Source organism: Butyrivibrio sp. AE2032 (assembly GCF_000702965.1).
The window spans coordinates 378614-398141 of sequence record NZ_JNLF01000006.1 but is presented as its reverse complement, the minus strand read 5'-3'; the positions used below and the strand labels follow the sequence as shown (position 1 = coordinate 398141).

General features: G+C 40.7%; 15 protein-coding genes. All 15 read left to right on the top strand.

The features are described 5' to 3' along the window. Positions 1-11 precede the first annotated feature (11 nt). The 15 genes from BO18_RS30040 to BO18_RS29975 all read left to right on the top strand — a co-directional run bounded on the left by BO18_RS30040 (position 12) and on the right by BO18_RS29975 (position 19510). A complete protein-coding gene (locus tag BO18_RS30040; protein WP_034452437.1) occupies positions 12-938 on the top strand; it encodes a hypothetical protein in 927 nt (308 codons plus the stop codon). A 1-nt stretch (position 939) separates the two neighbouring features. Beyond that, positions 940-2715, top strand: coding sequence for a pyocin knob domain-containing protein (locus BO18_RS30035; RefSeq protein WP_034452436.1), 1776 nt, complete (start codon positions 940-942; stop codon positions 2713-2715). A 52-nt stretch (positions 2716-2767) separates the two neighbouring features. Further along, positions 2768-2995: a hypothetical protein gene (locus tag BO18_RS30030; RefSeq protein WP_034452435.1), complete on the top strand. Its 228-nt coding sequence runs from the start codon at positions 2768-2770 to the stop codon at positions 2993-2995. Between the two features lie 3 nt (positions 2996-2998). Further along, the gene (locus tag BO18_RS35240; RefSeq protein ID WP_185752633.1) at positions 2999-3157 is read left to right on the top strand and encodes a hypothetical protein; all 159 of its coding nucleotides are present in this window, start codon (positions 2999-3001) and stop codon (positions 3155-3157) included. 161 nt (positions 3158-3318) lie between these two features. Beyond that, positions 3319-3480, top strand: coding sequence for a hypothetical protein (locus BO18_RS35235; RefSeq protein WP_185752632.1), 162 nt, complete (start codon positions 3319-3321; stop codon positions 3478-3480). Between the two features lie 513 nt (positions 3481-3993). Beyond that, a complete protein-coding gene (locus BO18_RS30025; RefSeq protein ID WP_034452433.1) occupies positions 3994-4431 on the top strand; it encodes a phage holin family protein in 438 nt (145 codons plus the stop codon). Beyond that, complete coding sequence (locus BO18_RS30020; protein WP_051689313.1) at positions 4424-5218, top strand: GH25 family lysozyme; 795 nt, start codon at positions 4424-4426, stop codon at positions 5216-5218. Before BO18_RS30025 ends, BO18_RS30020 begins: the two co-directional genes overlap by 8 nt. 16 nt (positions 5219-5234) lie before the next feature. Beyond that, positions 5235-5453 carry a hypothetical protein gene (locus BO18_RS30015; protein ID WP_034452431.1) on the top strand — a complete coding sequence of 73 codons (219 nt, stop codon included), beginning with the start codon at positions 5235-5237 and terminating at the stop codon, positions 5451-5453. Between the two features lie 62 nt (positions 5454-5515). Beyond that, on the top strand, positions 5516-5878 hold the full coding sequence (locus tag BO18_RS30010; RefSeq protein ID WP_034452429.1) for a hypothetical protein: 363 nt from the start codon (positions 5516-5518) through the stop codon (positions 5876-5878). Positions 5879-6140: 262 nt separating this feature from the next. Further along, positions 6141-6683, top strand: coding sequence for a hypothetical protein (locus BO18_RS30000; RefSeq protein WP_034452426.1), 543 nt, complete (start codon positions 6141-6143; stop codon positions 6681-6683). A gap of 13 nt (positions 6684-6696) precedes the next feature. Beyond that, the gene (locus BO18_RS29995) at positions 6697-6999 is read left to right on the top strand and encodes a hypothetical protein (protein WP_034452425.1); all 303 of its coding nucleotides are present in this window, start codon (positions 6697-6699) and stop codon (positions 6997-6999) included. 62 nt (positions 7000-7061) lie between these two features. Continuing rightward, positions 7062-8126, top strand: a complete 1065-nt coding sequence (locus tag BO18_RS29990) for a hypothetical protein (RefSeq protein ID WP_034452424.1) — start codon at positions 7062-7064, stop codon at positions 8124-8126. A gap of 30 nt (positions 8127-8156) precedes the next feature. After that, positions 8157-14645 (top strand): hypothetical protein, encoded by a 6489-nt coding sequence (locus BO18_RS29985; protein WP_034452423.1) that lies wholly within the window; start codon positions 8157-8159, stop codon positions 14643-14645. A 295-nt stretch (positions 14646-14940) separates the two neighbouring features. Then, positions 14941-16542, top strand: coding sequence for a diguanylate cyclase domain-containing protein (locus BO18_RS33830; protein ID WP_051689312.1), 1602 nt, complete (start codon positions 14941-14943; stop codon positions 16540-16542). A gap of 10 nt (positions 16543-16552) precedes the next feature. Continuing rightward, positions 16553-19510, top strand: coding sequence for a response regulator (locus tag BO18_RS29975; RefSeq protein WP_034452422.1), 2958 nt, complete (start codon positions 16553-16555; stop codon positions 19508-19510). Positions 19511-19528: the final 18 nt, after the last annotated feature.

The following is a 19528-nucleotide window of genomic DNA, read 5'->3' as shown; positions in this document are numbered from 1 at the left end:
GGAGGTAGAAAATGGCTAATATTCCTATAAGTTCCTTGCCAGTGATTACAGCCGTTACAGATGGTATGTGGATCCCGGTAGATGATGGTTCTACTTCCAGTAAAATTACGGTAAAAAAGTTTAATGAAACCGGAACAGCTTCCGCACAGGCAGCGGCTACAGCGGCAGCTAATTCCGCTACAGCAGCAGCTACAAGCGCAAGTCAGGCCCTTACTTATAAGAATGCAGTAGACTCAGCACTTAATAATGCAGCAACGATAGTTTCAAACGCTCAGACCTATGCGAACAATGCACAGAATAGTGCTAATGCTGCTAGTGCTTCAGCAATTCAGGCCGCTAATAAAGCTTCTCAGGCTGCCAATAGTGCTACTCAGGCTTCAACCTATGTAAGTAGTACGCAGTCTTATGCAAATGAGGCTAGAACAGCAGCCAGCAATTCACAGGCTTATGCTAATACAGCACATAATTACTCAATCAATGCCGCTGATAGTGCTACACAGTCAGTAACCAAAGCGAATGAAGCTGCTAATCATGCAAAAACTTCTGAGTCGTGGGCGATTGGAAATACTGGAACAAGGACAGGAGAGAATACAGATAATTCAAAGTATTATGCTTCACAGTCAGGTAGTTTTGCTGCAAACGCAAGCGGCTATGCAGATAACGCAGAAGCTTCAGCGACAACAGCACAGTCGGCTGCTACAAGTGCTAGTAATTCAAGACAGGCAGCACAGGACGCGGCAACAGCAGCACAAAGCGCTGTAGGTGATGCACAGAATGCAGCTTCACAGGCTAGTGACGCTTTGGATGATATTAGAGCTTTAATAGCTGATCCCGAGTTTACAGTAGATTTCACAACAGGACTTCTAATGTATAGCTCAGATTCATACGCATTCCAGATAAACACATCAACAGGTAACTTAGAATGGGAGGTAGCTTAAGATGGTAAGTGCCGGAAGAGTTTTGATTATGCCTAAAGGGGCATGGAACAGCACAGATACATATTCTTTGCTTGATCTTGTGTCCTATAACGGCAGCTCTTATGTTGCAAAGACTTCTGTTCCAGCTAATACACTGCCAACGAATACATCATACTGGCAGTTATCCGCTTATGGTGGAAGTGCTTCTAATGTTGACGGAAACTTTGCATTAACAGAAACAACAGATTACGCTTCAAGAAATTATACAGTTGGGGATTTCCTGGTAACTAAGGACTCCGTATTTTGTAAGGTAAAAGCTCCTATTACAACAGGCGATCAGCTTGTAATGGACACCAACATTGAGGCTACTAGCGTAGCAGCTTTGTATGATGCAGCGATTGACTATGCTGACGAATTGGACGCAAAGAACGTTAAGCTTCAGGGCCAGACAGCTATTACAACGCAGACAGACTTAAATGATCTTACTACTGTAGGTAACTACTACAAGTCTAGTACAAGTGTATATGTAACTAATGCGCCTACTGGTATTGCTTCAGAGCTTACAGCAATCTTCAGACTGACAGTAGAGAACGGATCTGACACTACAGACAAAGTAGTTCAGACTTTGTTTACTAATGATGGTAAGACCTACAAGCGTGGTTACAATGGAAGTACATGGAGTACATGGGATGAGCTTGCGAGCGCCGCTTCAGTATCTACAGTTAGAGACGCAGTAACAGACGTTGAAGAGACAATCGCACCGGTTGAGGCTTCAACTACTTTTGCAGCTGCTCACTCTATTGGAGATCAGTTCTACCAGAGTGATGTTCTGTATGAAGCAATAGCGCCTATTGATATCGGTGATACTCTTACAGTCGGTACAAATGCTAAAGTAGCCGATACGGTTACAGAACAGATTGCGACGGTAAAGAGCGATTTAACGAATGAAGTAACAACAAGGGCAACACTTGGGGCGCATAACTTATTAGCATTGACAATAGCTAACTTGAAAACTCTTAATACTCATGGTAGTTGGGTAGGAAATGTTTTTACTCATGATGGAGTTGCCTACACTGTCGATGTAGCAGACAGTGGATATGTTAAGAGTATTACTGCAAGCGGAACAGCAGGAACATACTCTTATATGTATTTATCAAGAACTGCTATTCCGCTTTATTTCAATAAGGGTAACTATATTTTAACAGGTTGTCCTAGTGGTGGAAGTCCAACAACCTATATGATTGCTAATAGCTATTACTACAATGGTACTTATGTTGATGGTGATAGAGATACAGGAAACGGCGATTCGGCATCTATTGTTAATGATGGCAGTAATTTCACAGGCTCTATTTCAATTTACGCAGCAGCAGGAAATGTAAATCTTGTATTTAAGCCAATGATTCGTGATGCAAAAGACACCGACCCAACATATCAGCCATACGCTAAGACTAATAGGGAGTTGACGGATTTATTAACTGTTATAGACTATTCCGCTGATGTTACTGCTGTTGCAGAAGAAGTAACCTATAATCAGTGGTCAAGCCAAGTCCTCAAAATGGGGAATTTAGTACAAGTGAATTTAGTATTTTCTACTAGCGGTGCTATTGCGCAATATGATACGTTGTTTACACTGCCAAGCGCATTATTTTCATCAAGAAATAGCAGTTATAGAGTTTTAGCAACAACGGATTTTGGCAAGGGAGTAGCAGTTAATCCTATTACTGGAGTTGTTTCATTAAGTGAAGCAACAACAGCCGCTATTGCAAATGCAAGAATTTGTTGCACTTATATTATCTAATAACAATCGTACCGCAAGAGGTACAGTAAATTAAGAAAGCGAGGGAAATGTTATGTTTGCAGTAATTCAGTATGCTAATGGAGCGTTCACAGTAGTAGCAGAGGGATTCACAGATTTAGATTCAGCAAAAGTTAGTTTTTGGGGACAGTGCAGAGCACTTGTAAATGACAAGGCTACACTTCTTGCAAATGTGGCGATTGTCAATGACAAGATGCAGATTGTAGGTGGCTACACAGAGCAGATTATTCACACAGTAGAGCCGCAGGAACAGGGCGAGTAATCTATGAGCAATTACGAAGATTTGAGAGAGCGAGAGCACGAATATATTAGGATTGGAGATATTCTTGAAAGATTCAAGAGGATTGATGAAGAATATAAACATGAGCCTTGGACATTAGAGCAGATATTTTCAAATCTTAATATGCTCAGTTCAAAAGAATGATATAATCTTTATGCTTTTATGGGGAATAATTTGAAAGTGGCAACGTTCAGATTACACTCCCCATAAAGGCATATTTAAAACTATCTAATATAAGTTTTAAAGCCAAAATGTATAAAAAAATTTTGGATTTTAGTCTTAAAAACTCTTTTTTGAGGTTTTGAATGAGTAATGATTATTATGACGGAATGTTGAAATATGAGCAAATTTGCGAAGAAATTCTTGTATCTTTAAACATTTCAGAGGATGCAAAGACCTTTATTCAAATTAAACTCTTGGATGAAGCTCAGAGGAAATTTGAATCTACTTTGGAAAAGGAGTCATAAGGTAATCAATGAAAGAAATTGCATTTTTGATTTGTGAGTTATGTATATTCCTGACATTTCTTAGTGTGGCAGATATTACACATGGATTTAGAAATATAATTTAGTTCGTAAAAGAGAAATTTCACGCATGAGAAAAGCTTACGAGTCACGGATAATTAATCTGTGATAGGGGGTGGCTTTTCGGAGTCACCCATTTACTCGCCAAAAATTTTGACGAGCTTTATCGAGTTATTTTCGAGTTAGATACGAATTAAAAACGAATTAAACTTTTTAAGCCAAAAAAGTAGCATTCATTTTTAGTTAAACGTTTGAAACAGGGTCTAAGTAAAACGAATTTAACTTACCAAACGAACGCACAAAATGAATTTAGCGAATGTGGTGGCGATAAGCCTTAAATGACATTCATACTATAAATGTGAATGTCGGCCACGACCAAAAAGAGAAATTAAACAAATGATCTATGGGGCAATTACCTGAAAGATGGTAGTTGCCTTTTTCTATGGGAGATTTACTATGAGAAATTCAACGATATTTTCAGGCATTATTGGACTTGTTGGAGCAGTGTTTACGACCATATTTGGGGGATGGACAGCCGGTATGACTACTCTAGTGTTGTTTATGGGGATCGATTATATGTCTGGGCTTGTTGTTGCTGGTGTGTTCCAGAACAGTAAGAAGAGCGAAACAGGGGCTTTAGAGTCTAAGGCTGGATGGAAGGGCCTTGCTAGAAAGTGCATGACTCTGTTTTTTGTCCTTATAGCATATCGCTTGGATCTTCTCTTGAATACAAATTATATCCGTGATGCAGTTGTAATCGGATTCTGTATGAATGAGTTAATTTCCATAGTAGAGAATGCCGGACTTATGGGACTGCCTCTTCCGGCAGTAATGACTAAAGCATTGGAAGTATTGAAGAGTAAAGCTGAATTTGAGGAAGATGCCAATGAGTGAAGTTTTAGGAATTGATGTAAGTCATTATCAGAAAACAATTGACTGGGCTAAAGTTGCAGCCTCCGGAAAACGGTTTGCTATCTTGAAGGCTATGTATGAAGCGCAGTCACATAGGAAGGATGAAACCTTCGAGGCTAACTACAAGGGCGCTGGGAATTATGGGATAGACAGGGGTGTGTATATCTTTATTGCTTCTGCTTCTATAGCTGATCCGGTAAAGGACGCTAAAGCTCTTTTGCAGCACCTTGATGGTAGAAAGCTTGAATATGGTATCTGGTTAGATTTAGAGTCAGATGTACTCAGGGCAAAGGGAAAAGAGTTTATTCGTAACCTTTGCTATATTTATGCTTATCATTTTACTATGGCTGGTTACTTTGTTGGTATCTATTGTAACCGTGACTGGTATCTAAATGTGATACATGATGATCTTAAAGCAGACTTTGACTTTTGGATTGCCAGATATCCGGCTGGTGATAATGGATCCTATAACCCGGCGTCAACATTAAAACCTTCAGACTCCTATGCGGTAGCTTGGCAGTATTCCTCTAAAGGTAGTGTTCCAGGTATTCCAACAAAGTGTGACCTTGATGTGGACTATGACGGAATAACTAAGTTGGACTATAGGACTTCTTACAAGAAAAACATTAGTAAGATTGCCCTGGAAGTAATAGAGGATAAGTGGGGCGATAAGAACAGTGTACCAACAAGAAAAGAACGGCTAGAAGCTGCCGGATATGATTATTCAGAAGTACAAAACAAAGTAAACGAGATACTTGCCAACAATTAAATACAGGAGATCATAAGTGAAACATTACCTAGAAGATATATCGCGCTCAGAGATAGAGCAAGCTATTGACGAGTGGATATTGAACAAAAGGGATAGGGAAATGTTAAAAAGGCGTCTTGTAGATGGCATAACCTATGAGGCGCTTTCTTATGAATTTGATTTATCTGTAAGGCATACAAAAACAATAGTCTATAAATGTGAAGAAAGACTATTCACGAAAATTGCACATAAATAGCACCTTTGCATCATTTTAGTGTGTATTGGATATTGAGATAATTGTTATAAGGAGGACAGCTTATGTACCCTTATAACACCAATCAAAATCAACTATCTCAGTTATTACTCCAACAGGCAATACAACCACAGACAGCGCAGCAAATAATTGAAGTGACCGGAAGAAACGGAGCCAATGCTATAAGTTTGGGACCTAATTCCAGTGTGCTTGCATTAGACAATACAGCGCCGCTTGTGTGGCTTGTTAAGACGGATGGAGCCGGTTATAAAACGTTGGTGGCCTATGATATTAAGCCCCACGAAGAAGAGAAGCCGGTGGACCATTACAAAGACCTGGAAGATCGTATAAGCAAGTTGGAGGAAACAGTCAATGCTAAACAATCCAATACTACAAATGCTAGGCGGAAGTCAGAATCCGCAGAGTAACATAATGATGCAAGCTGTAGGAGCCATGTTAAGAGGTGAAACGCCTCAGTCCTTCTTACAGAATCTTGCAAAGTCAAATCCAGAGCTTCAGAGCTTGGATTTAAGTAACCCTAGTCAGGCAGCGGAAAAACTCTATGCCGACAAAGGACAGGACATAAACAGCGCTAAATCTTCCATTATGGATAGAGTAAGCGCATTTATGAAAAAGTAAATCATACTTGCAAGGTGATTAAATAAAAATCTAAAGAAGGAGGACAATACAATGTCAGAAGGCGGATCATTCATGAGTTCAGATTGGCTTGGTGCTTTTCTAATCATTGCTATTCTGTTTGGTGGTGGTTTTGGCGGTTTTGGCGGTGGTAATGCTGCCGCACTTGCTGGATATGCCACTGTTCAGGACGTAAACCAGGCAGTAGACAATCAGGCAACTCAGACAGGACTTAGAGACGTTCTTTTAAGTTCTGCTAATAACAACTATGAGACAGCAAGGCTTGTTAGCGAACAGACAATGGGCCTGATGAACCAGAACAACACAAATCTGATTAACGCTATTCAGGGATTTAATAGCGTATCTCAGCAGATAGCAAATCAGACTAATGTTCTTGGATCAAAACTCGATCAGCTTGGTTTCCAGATGGAGTCATGTTGCTGCAGTATTAAGACTCTCATTAAGGATAACCAGATTGCAGACCTTACGAACCAGCTTAACAATGCTAACAATGTTGCGGTTAATTCTGCACAGAGTCAGTACTTGCTTTCACAGATGGGTAAGTGGGTTGCAAATGCTCCGGCGGCTACAACCTGAAAGGGGATAGCTTATGGAAATCATAAAGCAAATATCAGAAAAGATCGACGAAGAATTACACGACGCTGAAAAGTATATCAAATGCGCTTATAAGGTTGACGAACAATACCCCCAATTAGCAGATGTGTACTACAAGCTTTCATTGGAAGAAATGAACCACGTAACAATGCTACATGATGCAGTTGTCAGGATCATAGATGAGTATAAGCAGCGTAACGAGGTCCCAAGAGAAATGCAAATCTTGTATGACTATCTGCATGATCGTCAAATCAAGTGGGCGGCAAAGATAAAAAGTAAGCAAGAACAATTCAAATAAGGTAACTAGGGCGGTACTTGAAGGTATCGTCCTTTTTATATGCAAAAAAGGAGGAAATGAAAATGCCTAACCCTAATATTATGTTTGAAAGCGCAGACACAGGAGGAAGAACAAGCGGAACGAAAGCTGCTGGCTCCAAGTCTAAAGGTGGAAAGAAAACAGTAGACCTTCAGAGACAGTATGCTGGAATAAACCTTTATCCGGAGTCAACCGGCAATTCTGGTGGCGGCTATAGTGATGATGGCGGCTATAGTGGTGGCTATGATGGTGGGGATGATGGAGATTATGGTGGAGATTCCGGATCTTCTTTTGACTGGGCTGCTTATTATGCAGAGCTTCAGAGACAGGCACAGGAAAGGGCTAATGCAGCGTATGAAAGAAATATGCAGCGTATTGCAGACGCTTATGGATCCGCTGCTGGTAGTCTAAGTGGTAACTACAATTCAACAGTAAGCCGTCTCAATGCCGCTAGAGATAAATCTATGGGTGACGTTAATACGGACGCTGAGAAATCTTTACAGCAAGCTTACATCAACAATATGCTGACAAGAAAGAACCTCAATCAGAGACTTTCTGCTATGGGATATAACGGTGGTGCTACTGAGACAACAATGGCGCAGCTTGAAAACAACTATGGCAATTCAAGGACCGGAATAAACGAGACCCTTAACAAGAACATTTCCGATCTAAATATGTCCTATGGTGATAACCTGGCTGCGGCAGAACAGAGTTATAACAATGCAAAGGCTAATCTGGATCTTCAGAGAATGCAGCTTGAAATGCAAGCAGAGAATCAGAGGAATAACGCTATTGATAGTGCAATTTCAGCAAACATGAGTATAGATAGTGGTTATGCTTCAGCTCTTCAGGCAGCATTAGCAAAACAGGCTAGTTATACGTATGATCCTACAGTGGCTACAAATGACTTTGTTCCAGGACAGGCACAACAGGCAGAAGGCGCAGCACAGGGCGGCAACTATGCTAAATGGCTTGCACAGGCTCAGTTACAGGCTTCACAGGGCGCTAGTGCTAGTACAATTCAAAACAATCTTTTCAATGCTGTAAGAAACGGACAGCTTGATATCGACTCACTTTACAATATTCTTTCACAGTTAAGGTCAGCTTAAACGCTGGCCTTTTCTTTTTAGGGGGTCAAAATGGCTAAACAGTCAATGAAACAGCAGATATACCAGTCAATAGCAAATAGTCAGGTAAAACAGGTAATGGCTCAGAAGCGTGAACAGGAGATTGCACAGCTTCAGGCTCAGTTTAATGCCTGGAATAAGCAACAGGACGAGAAGGCCGCTTTACAAGCAGCTTATGATGAGTGGAACGCTACTAATCCTATAGAACAGCCTACAGTAAATCAGATTAAAGCTGAGAACACAACTGCGCAGAGAATCCCTTCTTTAGCTGACTCACAGCCTAAGAAGCGTGAACAGACTGAAATGGAGAAGCATATTGCTGAAGTAACTAAACAGGCAAAGGAAAAGAGGCTCCGTGAAAGAGAGCAGAAGTTACAGCAACTTGAACAGATAGAGGCTTCTAAGAAGTCAGGAAAAACAGAAAAGAAGGCTGATCTTGAAGGTTACTTTAGACAGCAACAGGAAGAGAATATCCTTGCTAGTCCTAAGAAGGTTACTAACAATGCTGAGAAGTGGTTATCGCCAGACTATAAGCTTACTGACGAAGATAAGAAGGCCGCTAAAGCGTATGCACAGGCTGAACTACAGAAGCTTGATTATGACTCTAACAAGAAGCCTATCCTTAAGACTCCTGAAGAGAGACAGCATTATGCTGATATGGTAAATCTTCTGAATAAGACTAATGCTTTTACTAATGCTATGGAAGGGGTTATAAAACAGCCGGCAGCATTAGGAAGAGCAGTAAGGGACGCTGGAAGGAATGTCACAAATCAGATTACCGGACTTGGCGCTGCCCTTGGAGATAAGTTTGGTCTTACTGAAGGTGCTACAAAGAGGCACAATGATAAGGTTGCAGAGAGAGACGCATTCTACAAGCAGAATGATGAGGCTATGAGACAGGCCCTTGCTAATGCTAAGACTCAGAATCCGCTTGCTACAACAGCCGGTGAAATCGGGGGACAAGTTGGTATGTATATGCTGACTAATCCGGCATTTGACGCTTTAGGTGCTACTGCTGGACTTGGTAAGGCTGGAAGCTTTGCACTCAATCAGGTAGGACAGAACGCCCAGGATCTTGCACTTGATACCATCCCTATGTTGAATGACTATCTGGAAGGTGGTGTAACCAATGAAGAGCGCAAAGAGCTGTTAAAGAATATCGGACTTAACGCTGCTGGAAACCTTGCTATGGGTGCTGCTGGTGAAGGTATTAGCGCACTTGCAAAGAACCAGACTGCAAAGAAGGCCGCCAATGAAGCTTTCAGGGCTAATGCTTTGGAAGGTGCTGATAAGTTAGCTAAGCTTGCAAATATGGAAGACGTTGATAACGTTGTGAGAAATGCAACAAAACAGGCTGAAGAGGCAGCACAGAACATTGAAAATCTGTCTAAACAGTATCCAGTAAGTGAAATCGCTTCTTTCGAAAATGCGGATAATAACTTCTATAAGATACCAGATGATATAAAAAATATAGCTGCCAATAATATGTCTGATGTAAAAAACATGGACTCGGTAGCCACAGTAAAAGGACAACTCTTTAAAGGTGAAGGATCCTTAATAGATAAAGTATCTGCTTTCTTTAATTCAAGGGGTGGTAAAGCTCATAACGATTTACTGGGAGACGTTGATTTAACAAGAAGAGGAGTTAAAGACAGCATTAGTCACAATAAGCTGACTAGACGAAAAGTAGATGCGTTTGCGGCAGTTCCGGACGTAATTGAAAAAGGCAAGGTTGTGGCTTATGAGCCAAACTGGAAGGGGCGTAATTATGATACAGCATTGATTGTAGCGCCTACAAAAGTTGAAAATCCGGATGGAAGTGTAGAGGATTTTATCACAGGAGTAATTGTTCGTAGAGATAAAGGAACACAGAGATTTTATACACATGATGCGGTTTCCATAAATAGAAAAGAGCTATCATTGGAGACCGGTACTCCATCACAAGGACAGAACACTCGGGGCGATAGCTCTTTTTCTGTCTATAGCATACTACGGAAGTTAGCCGACGACAAGGCTTCTATCCCTGAAAATGCTAAAATTTCTGTTAATCCTTTGGAAAATATCTCGGAGGAGGCAGCAAAGACAATAGAAAATGCTGCAAAATCGCAGCCAAATTATGATCCAGAAGTACAAGAAAAGTTGTTATCTGACTTTGAAGAGATTTATAACGGCATGGATAATATGAATAGGGCTGCAATAAATTCCGGAGACGCAAAGGCTATAGAGAAGTTTGAAAAGCTTCAGAAGGCAGTATTTGATTATGAAAATACAATCTGGAAGAACGGAGATCCTAGCGATATAAACAAAGCTAAGAAGGCTGCAGATGCAGCTAGACAAGGCTTTATCCGCCAGATGAAAAAGATTGATCCTAGTTATACCGGAGATTTAACAGGCACAAAGCTTGGTAATGCTGAATATAGGATCCCTAAAGGCGTTTCAGATGCAGAAGCGGAAGAGTTGGTTAATGATTGGGTAAAACAGGATATTGATAACCCTAACCGTTTTGTCGAGGACGTAAGCAAGCGTAATAAGGGTAACACAAAGAAGGTAGAAGGTGCTAATCCTTTACAGTTTTTTGCTGAAGAAGCAAAGCCAGATATCAATGAGACTATTCGCCAGGCAAACAAAAACATTCTTAACGGTCAACTTCAGGCTAATGCTGAAATGCAGCGACTTCTTAAAGACGAAGATTTCTTAGCACAAGCTACAGAAAATGCAAGACAGTCTGGACAACGTTTAATGAATCCGGAAGACGATATAAGGCGATTGTCCGGAGAAAGAGCTTATTATGAAAAAAGGCTTGATGCAAACAAAACAGCCGGAGAAAAAGAAGACGAAGCTTTAGACGCACTTACTAATTATGTAAACAGCCAGCGTAACGGTGGTGGAAGCAATACTCCACCTAGAAGGCCAGTAAGTGAAACGCCTACTGAGGACATAACTCCTACGCAGCCTAGAAGTGGCGGACCTACTCCGCCAAGCGGTGGAAATGGTGAAATTCCTCCTGAAAGATGGGCAACTTCTAAGTTTAGAACGAACACTGCTGAAAAACTTGGCTATGCCGATAATATGCCTTTAAGGAATTATGCTTACAGAGTTTACAGTGAGGCAGAACAGAAAGCAGATGCAATAGCACGTTATCAGGACAGTTTGGACGTTGCACAGGATCTTCTTAATAAAGGCTATGATGATTTTGACGAAGTAGATATTAAAGCAGCCTTTAGTAAGATGCAAGAATTACAAGACGCTGGGGATAGAGCTTCACTAAGAATGCTTGATAGACTGGGACAGAAAACTGCTGCAGTACAGAGGCAGAGTGGACGAGTTGTTCAGGCTTCAGCTGAGTTTACAAGAAATACCCTTGGCGGCGCTTTAGAAGATGCACACAGGGCACAGGACGATCTTATACTTGAACCTTGGAGATCCAGAAATGTAAAGGCAAGGGAAGGTAATAGTCGTATTGCTAAAGCCTTGGCTGATATGGGACATAAACCAAACTCAAAAATCAGACCAGAGCTTACGCACGATCAAATTAAAAATGGTGTCATAGCAGAGCTTAACCGGGAAGTGGGAAGTGTAGAAAAATATTTCAATGATAATGACATTGAGTTTCTTACACAGCTTGCAGAAGATAAGTCTATCCCAGTCTGGCAGATTACAAGTGAGATTGAGCATAAGCTTAATACTGGTAATTGGTATACTTTGGATGAGAGTATTGACATTCCAAAACCAACTAACAGAAAGCTTCAGAATGCCTTAAATTCACTTGTTACTGAGCAGATAAGGGCAGAGAAGCCAGCGCCTACACTTAAGCAGATTATTGATGAAGTTAGGAGCACTTTAGGTAAAGAGTCTGCAGATTTTGACGGACAATTTGATGATAATGATATAGAGTATCTTGCTAATCTTATCAACAATGGTGCCACAAAGGAAGAACTTGCACAGGCCCTTGACCTTAAGATGGCTACTGGAAGTTTTGGAATATCTGACGAGACACTTCAAGAAGTTAATAATATTTTCAAGCAGATATCTAACTACGATTCTAACAGTAAGCAATTTGTAGAAGGACAGGCAGAGGCGTATAGGCTGTTGGCAAATGAGATTGTCCCAGACGCTACACCTTTAGAAAAGTTTGAAGCTTGGCGTTACCTGGCTATGCTTGGAAATCCTAAGACAATGCTACGCAACTTTGTTGGAAACCAGACTTTTGGTGCAGTCACAGGAATATCTAACAATGTGGCTGCTATAGCTGAAGCTGGAATAGACAAGGCAAGTAAAGCACTTGGCGGAAATGGCATACAGAGGACAAAGAGCGTACTTAATCCTATTAGTGATAGTGGCCTTATTAAAGCTGCTGCTGAAGATGCAGACGCAAGTAGATACAGACAGATTATAGGATCTAAGTATGAAAAGATGGATAAGGACGCACTGAGGCAATCTAGAAGTGTATTCAAATCTAAACTTGCACAGCTTTATGAAAAAGTTACTGACGCTGGAATTAGTGATTACCAGGCTGTTAAGAATAAGTTTTCAACTTCCCTTGCTGGATATTTGAAGGCTAATGGATATGATACAAATATCTTTAAAGCAGAGGAAGAGTTAGCAAGACTTAAAGGTTTGCGTGAGACAAGGCTGTTGTCAGATGCAGAAAACCAGGCAATCAAGGATCTTACTAAAGACGTAGAAGCACTGGAAAAGGCTAGAGATTATGCTTTGAAACAGGCTGAATATGCAACCTTCCATGAGGACAATGACGTTGCAAAGCTTCTTACAAAATGGTCCAGAGATGCAAGAAATAGTGATAATAAGGCTGCAAAAGCTTTAGGGTACATTATTGAAGGAACTGTACCATTCAAGAAGACACCGGCAAACGTACTTAAAAGTGGCTTAGAGTATTCGCCTTTAGGAGCTATTGACAGCATAAAACAGACAGGAAAGTTGATCTATGAGAATACCGGTAAAAGAGCTGGCAATCTTGCAGACACCTATCTGAATAGTAGGGGTAAAGAAGTAACTAAGACCTTGGCTTCTGATGTTATAGATAGCTGGGCTAAAACTCTTACTGGAACTGGACTTACAGCTTTAGGATTCTATCTGTATAACAAGGGCATACTTCATTCAAGTGATCCCGACACAAAATATCAAGACCAGTTAGAAGGACACCAGAATTATGCCATAGAAATTAACGGAAAGTCTTATACTATTGACTGGGCCGCACCTACTGTAATGCCTTTGATGGTCGGTGCTGAAATTGCTAAGTTGTGGGATTCTACCGGAAAGGGTGATGAAGACTTCTTAAATAATATTGATGATTACGTTGCGGCAGCTAATAGGATTGCTGATCCGTTAGTTGAAACTTCTATGTTGTCAGGCGTAAAAGATACGCTGGAAACAGCCGCTAACGCAGCACAGTATAACGAGAACCTAAATATCCCGGCCTTGGTAGCGTACAATGCCCTTACTGGATATGCAACACAGGGCGTACCCACAATAGCCGGACAAGTAGCTAGGACTATTGATCCTACAAGAAGATCTACATATACGGACAAGGAAGGCGTTGCCGGAGTGCTTGATAAGCAGCTCAAAAAGCAAATGAACAAGATCCCTGGATTGTCTATGCTTAATCAGCCTTATGTTGATACTTACGGTAGAGAGCAACAGAACAGTCCATTTAATAATGCTGCTGGCAATCTGGCTTATCAAATGTTTAGTCCCGGCTATTTATCAGATATCAATGAGACAGAGGCCGACAGGATAAGCCGTGAAGCTTATGAGATTGGAAAGTCTGAAAGTACACTTCCGGAATGGCAGTCAAAGTTTAAGGACGCTGAAGGAAATAGAGTATCACCAGAGGAATATACAAAAGCAGCTAGAGCTTATGGTGAGGCGGAATACTCTATTAGAGAAGCACTTGCTAATGACGAATGGTTTAATGGCCTTGAAGATCCAGCAAAGGAAGAGATAGTTAAAGAAATCAATACTATTTCTAAACACGTTGGTAATGCTGCCATTGATCCGGAATATAGTAAGGATTCAGCTGCTTATAACGCCTATAAAGATGGTGGCATTGATGGACTTCTAGATTACTACAAAGGCAAACAAGCCAAGTCAGTCGCAAAGGAAAGCGGTTTTAGTTCAACTTCTAATGCTTCAAAATCTATTCAAGCTGATGTTGAAGCCGGTAATATGGACGCTGCACAGGAGAAGATAGATGCAGCTACATACTTACAAAATAATGGATTAACTAAGCCGGGTCCTTCATACACTTACTACAATGCACAAGAGAAGATCCCAAGCCTTACACCTGAAGAGTTTACAAAAACCTACAAGGCTATTGATTCAAATGGCAATCAGGGTATAACTCAGGACGAGCTTATCAACTACTTGGATAAAAGTAAGGTAAGTGAGACAGAAGGTAAGAAGCTTTGGAGTGCTTATGGTAGTAGTAAATGGAAGGCAATTCCAAAACTTGAAAATGGCACTTGGAAAAAGGGCAAGTAACAAAGAAGAGGTAGGGGAGCAATCCTCTACCTCTATTTTCATTTCATGATTCATTTCATGAAAATGATATGGGGTAGCCGAAAAGGTGCATAAATAGGCATTTTACTTTTGTGCTTGAACACAATGGAAATATTGACAAACATAGATAAATACTGGGTTTGTATCAATTCTGCTACGGGTTCGACTCCCGCCTAATCCACTCTAGGTAACGGCTCAGATGAGCCGTTATTTTTATACTTATTTTAGAGAATTGTGTGACGAAAAATAGTATCATATTATATGGAGGATTATGCGTATGTATTATGCCAGCTTTGGAATATTTGCGGTCATACTGCATTTAATAATAAATCAGGAAATACTTAGAAAAGGCGGTGCAACCTCAAAGGATAGCCCTTATTATAAATACAGGCTGTTCATTATTGCTATTTTGATTTTTTACATAGCGGATATTTTGTGGGGATTTCTTGAAGAATCAAAGATATTTATTGCAGCCTATATAGATACGGTTCTGTTCTTTTCCATGATGGCAGTATCAGTTCTTTTGTGGACCATTTTTGTGGCAGCATTTCTTGGAAGGAAAAATGTTGGAACTACTATTATGTTGGTGGCAGGATGGGGAATCTTTGGTTTTGTAATCCTTCTTCTGATCATAAATGTTTTCAATCCAGTCATTTTTATGTTTACCGAAGAAATGGAATATATTCCTGGATCAGGCAGGCATTTTTTGCTGGGAGCCCAGCTGATCCTGTATCTGGCGATCTCGCTTTATTCGCTGTTTGTTTCCAGAACAGTTCCCGGAAGTGCAAAAATACGCTATAGAGTAATAGGTCTTTCAGGAGCAGTAATGGCGCTGTTTATTGTTCTACAGGTCAGAGATGCTTTTGCACCTTTTTACACAATCGGTTGTCTTATTGCCAACTGTCTTGTTCATGTATTTGTTGAGGAGTACGAGAAGGAGAGACTTGTAAGGATATCTAAGCAGGTGACAGAGAATAAGACTACATTTTCACAGATTGCAGAGAGTCTGGCATCTCACTATGATGTAATTTATTATGTCAATCTACAGAATGATAAATATGTTGGATATACATCTAAAAATATCTATGGAGACCTGAAGATTGAGGAGTCAGGAGATGACTTTTTTATAGCTGTAAGACAGGATGCTCCTCAGATTGTCCATCCTCAGGACTGCGAGATGATTGAAGATGCTCTGGATAAAGATGTTATACTGACAGCTCTTGAAGATAGGAAATATTATGTTTTGGAATATCGCCTTATTGTTGAGACAAAAGTGCAGTATACAAGATTAACTATAAGGAAGACCAGTGAAGGTTCCCATCTGATCATCTGTGTGGAGAACATTGATGATGAAGTGAAAAGAGAGCGTGAAATTGCCCAGGCTATCAATACAGAAAAAGAGATGGCAAGACGCGATGAACTCACTGGTGTCAAAAACAAGAATGCCTTTACAGAACTTGAACTGTCTATTCAAAAGAACATTGATAATGGAGTGGATTATCTGCCCTTTGCTTTTGTTGTCTGCGACATAAATTATCTTAAGCATGTAAATGATACCGAGGGACACAAGGCTGGTGACGAACTCATTAAAAATTCAGCTAAACTGCTTTGTGATATCTTTTCTCACAGTCCGGTATTCAGGATAGGTGGAGACGAATTTGCCATATTCCTTAGCGGCAATGACTTTGCGATAAAAGAACAACTTATGGATAAGCTTCAAAGTCAGGTCCTTCTAAATCAACAAAGAAAAGATGGCCCTGTCATTGCAGCAGGAATCTCCGAGTTTAATATCGGATCCGACCACAGTGCAACGGCTGTCTTTGAGAGAGCTGATAGCCAGATGTATGAGAATAAGCGCATTTTGAAACAGCAACAATAGAGGAATTATTATGCTGGGGCTTGAAAAGTACAAGAAATCATCTGTCATCATAGCCATATTAGTTGGGACTGTGACGGTTATCATGCTGGCACTGTGCTGTATTTATTCGGCTGTCTATGGTGCAAATATGCATATCTCCACTGGAGGAGTGGTGATCATCACTTTTTTTATTTTGCCGTATCTTATCCTTGGTGGCCTTTATGGTTATCTGATCTCTTTGATTGTCTTTTTTATTTCCTTTATCTGCGCACTGATCTTTAATGCGTCTGATGCGTATAAGATGTCAATTTACCTTGTGGCAACTTTGTCTTTTTCTCTGTTTGGTCAGTATTTCTGGTTTGCAACCAAAAAGAAAACCGCGATTGTTGCGCTTGTTACCTTGGTTGCAACTTCTTTTACAGAGCTTCTATGTATTTCTGTGATCGAGTCCAATGAATATGCTCTATATCAGATGAAGAATGTTGGTACGTACTTTGTTAGAGATGTATTGGTCATATTTATTGCTGCATTCCTGTTTCATATTTACTATACAAAAGCACCAGATTCCTGGAAGTATCCCTTTCCTATTGCAGTAGCATATACTGGTTATTACCAGAATGACAAAGAGCTTTCAAGACAACTGCGTAAAACAAAGGTAAGCTACAAGATCACAGCTATCATCATAGGGATGGAACTTCTTCTTGGTATATTTGTAGGAATATTCATGGTAGTTCTTTTCCCGGATATAAAGGATATTTTTGTTGCAGGAATAAATCCTCTAGCCAGCTCTGGATCAGAGGTGAGCGTAGAAGAAATGAGGCAGCATATCGAAAGGATGAATTACATCTTCAGTGGAAATGCCATAAGTTATGATATAAAAATGGTCCTTCTTATAATGTGCGTGGGTGTTCCCGTGGCAGCAATCGCGAATTTCTACACCAAAACAACCATTGGGGCGCCTCTGGGAAATATGTCTGACTTCATGCTTGAATATGCACAGGCGGATGATGAGAAAAAGCTTGAAGTGGGCAAAAAGGTAGATGATATCTGTATTAAGACCCATGACGAGATACAAGTGGTTCATGAGTCTATTCAGGCAACAGTACATGCCATAGAGGAATATATTGCTCATATAAACGAGGAGCACGAACTGGAAAAAGAGCTTGAGGTGGCTCAAAAGGCTTCTGAGGCAAAATCATCGTTTCTGTCGAATATGTCCCATGAGATCAGGACGCCTATAAATGCGGTTCTTGGTCTTAATGAGATGATCATAAGGGAAAGTCACGAAGAGCAGATATTGGAGTATGCAACTAGTGTTAAAAGCGCCGGCAATTCCCTTCTTGGTATAGTCAATGATATTTTGGATTTTTCCAAGATTGAAGCCGGCAAGATGGATATTCTGCCTGTGGAATATAATATCAGCTCAACTATCAATGATCTTTTAAACCTTGTGGCTGTAAAGGCTGAGGATAAGGGGCTTGCGCTGAATTTCAACATTGATGAGACTATTCCACAGAAGCTTATAGGCGATGAGGTAAGGATAAAACAGTGCGTGACCAATATCCTTACAAATGCAGTAAAGTACACGGAAAAAGGCGGCGTTGATCTTAATGTTTCCTGTAGAAAGGCTGATGAAGACAGTATTTATCTGAGGTTCGAAGTTATTGATACGGGAATTGGAATAAAGGAAGAAGATATTGAAAAGCTTTATTCCCCTTTTGAAAGGATTGAAGAAATCCGCAACCGTTCTATTGAAGGCACCGGCCTTGGAATGAGTATTGTAAAAAAACTTTTGGCCCTTATGGACACAAGGCTTGAGGTTAAGAGCGTTTACGGTGAAGGCTCCAATTTTTCTTTTGAAGTAAAACAGCAGGTTGCAAGTTGGGAAGAACTTGGGGACTTCAGGGAGAGGTATAAGGAATTTCTGGGAAGTCAAAAGAAATATTCCGAGAGTTTTGTTGCGCCTGACGCTCTGATACTTATTGTAGATGATACGCCAATTAACCTGACGGTGGTAAAAGGTCTTTTAAAGAAGACTAAGATCCAGGTTGATACTGCTGAGAGCGGTTTTGAAACTCTGGAGCTGGTCAAGAAAAAGAGATATGACGCGATTTTCATAGACCATAGGATGCCTGAAATGGATGGCATACAGACTCTGAAAGCCCTTAAGGAAATGGAGGATAATCTTTCCAAGGATGCTCCATGTATAGCACTTACGGCTAACGCAGGCGCAGGGGCTAGAGAAGAGTATATCGCTGAAGGCTTTAATGATTATCTGTCTAAACCGGTTAATGGAGAGCTTCTTGAACAGATGTTAAAAGAGTATCTTCCGAAGGAAAAGGTTCTTGAGGTTGATACAGCAGAGCTTGAGTCAGAGGTTGCAGATGGCGATGGAGTGGAAACACCTGATAATGGGCAGGAAGATGTTCTAAGGCACCTTCAAGGGATTGACCTTCATGAAGCAGAAAAGAACTGTGGAAGCCGGGAAGTTCTTAAAAATGTGGTAAAAGAGTTTTTGACTACAATTGACACTAAGGCCGATCAGATAGAAAAGTTTGTTTCGGAAGGAGACTGGCGAAACTATACAGTGACGGTGCATGCCCTTAAGAGCAGCGCAAGACTTATCGGAGCCATGGAATTGTCAGGAATGGCTGCTCATCTTGAGGACTGTGGCAATAAGGAAGACGAAAAGGAAATACGTGAGAAGACTCCTGAGCTCCTGGAACTCTTTAGAAGCTATAATGAAAAGCTCTCGGCAATAAATGGTAATGTGTGCGAAGATGAGCTTCCGGAAATAGGACCTGACGAGCTGGAGAGCGCTTTTGGCGATATGAAAGAGCTTCTTGAGGCTTACGATTTTGATACTGCAGATGGGATCATGGATATGTTATCTGGATATCGGATCCCGGAAGAGTATAAAGAGAAATATGAAAAAGTAAAGACCCTGATGTCTGCAGTAGACAGGGATGAACTGTTAAAGATACTTTGAAATGCATGCGAGGACGAA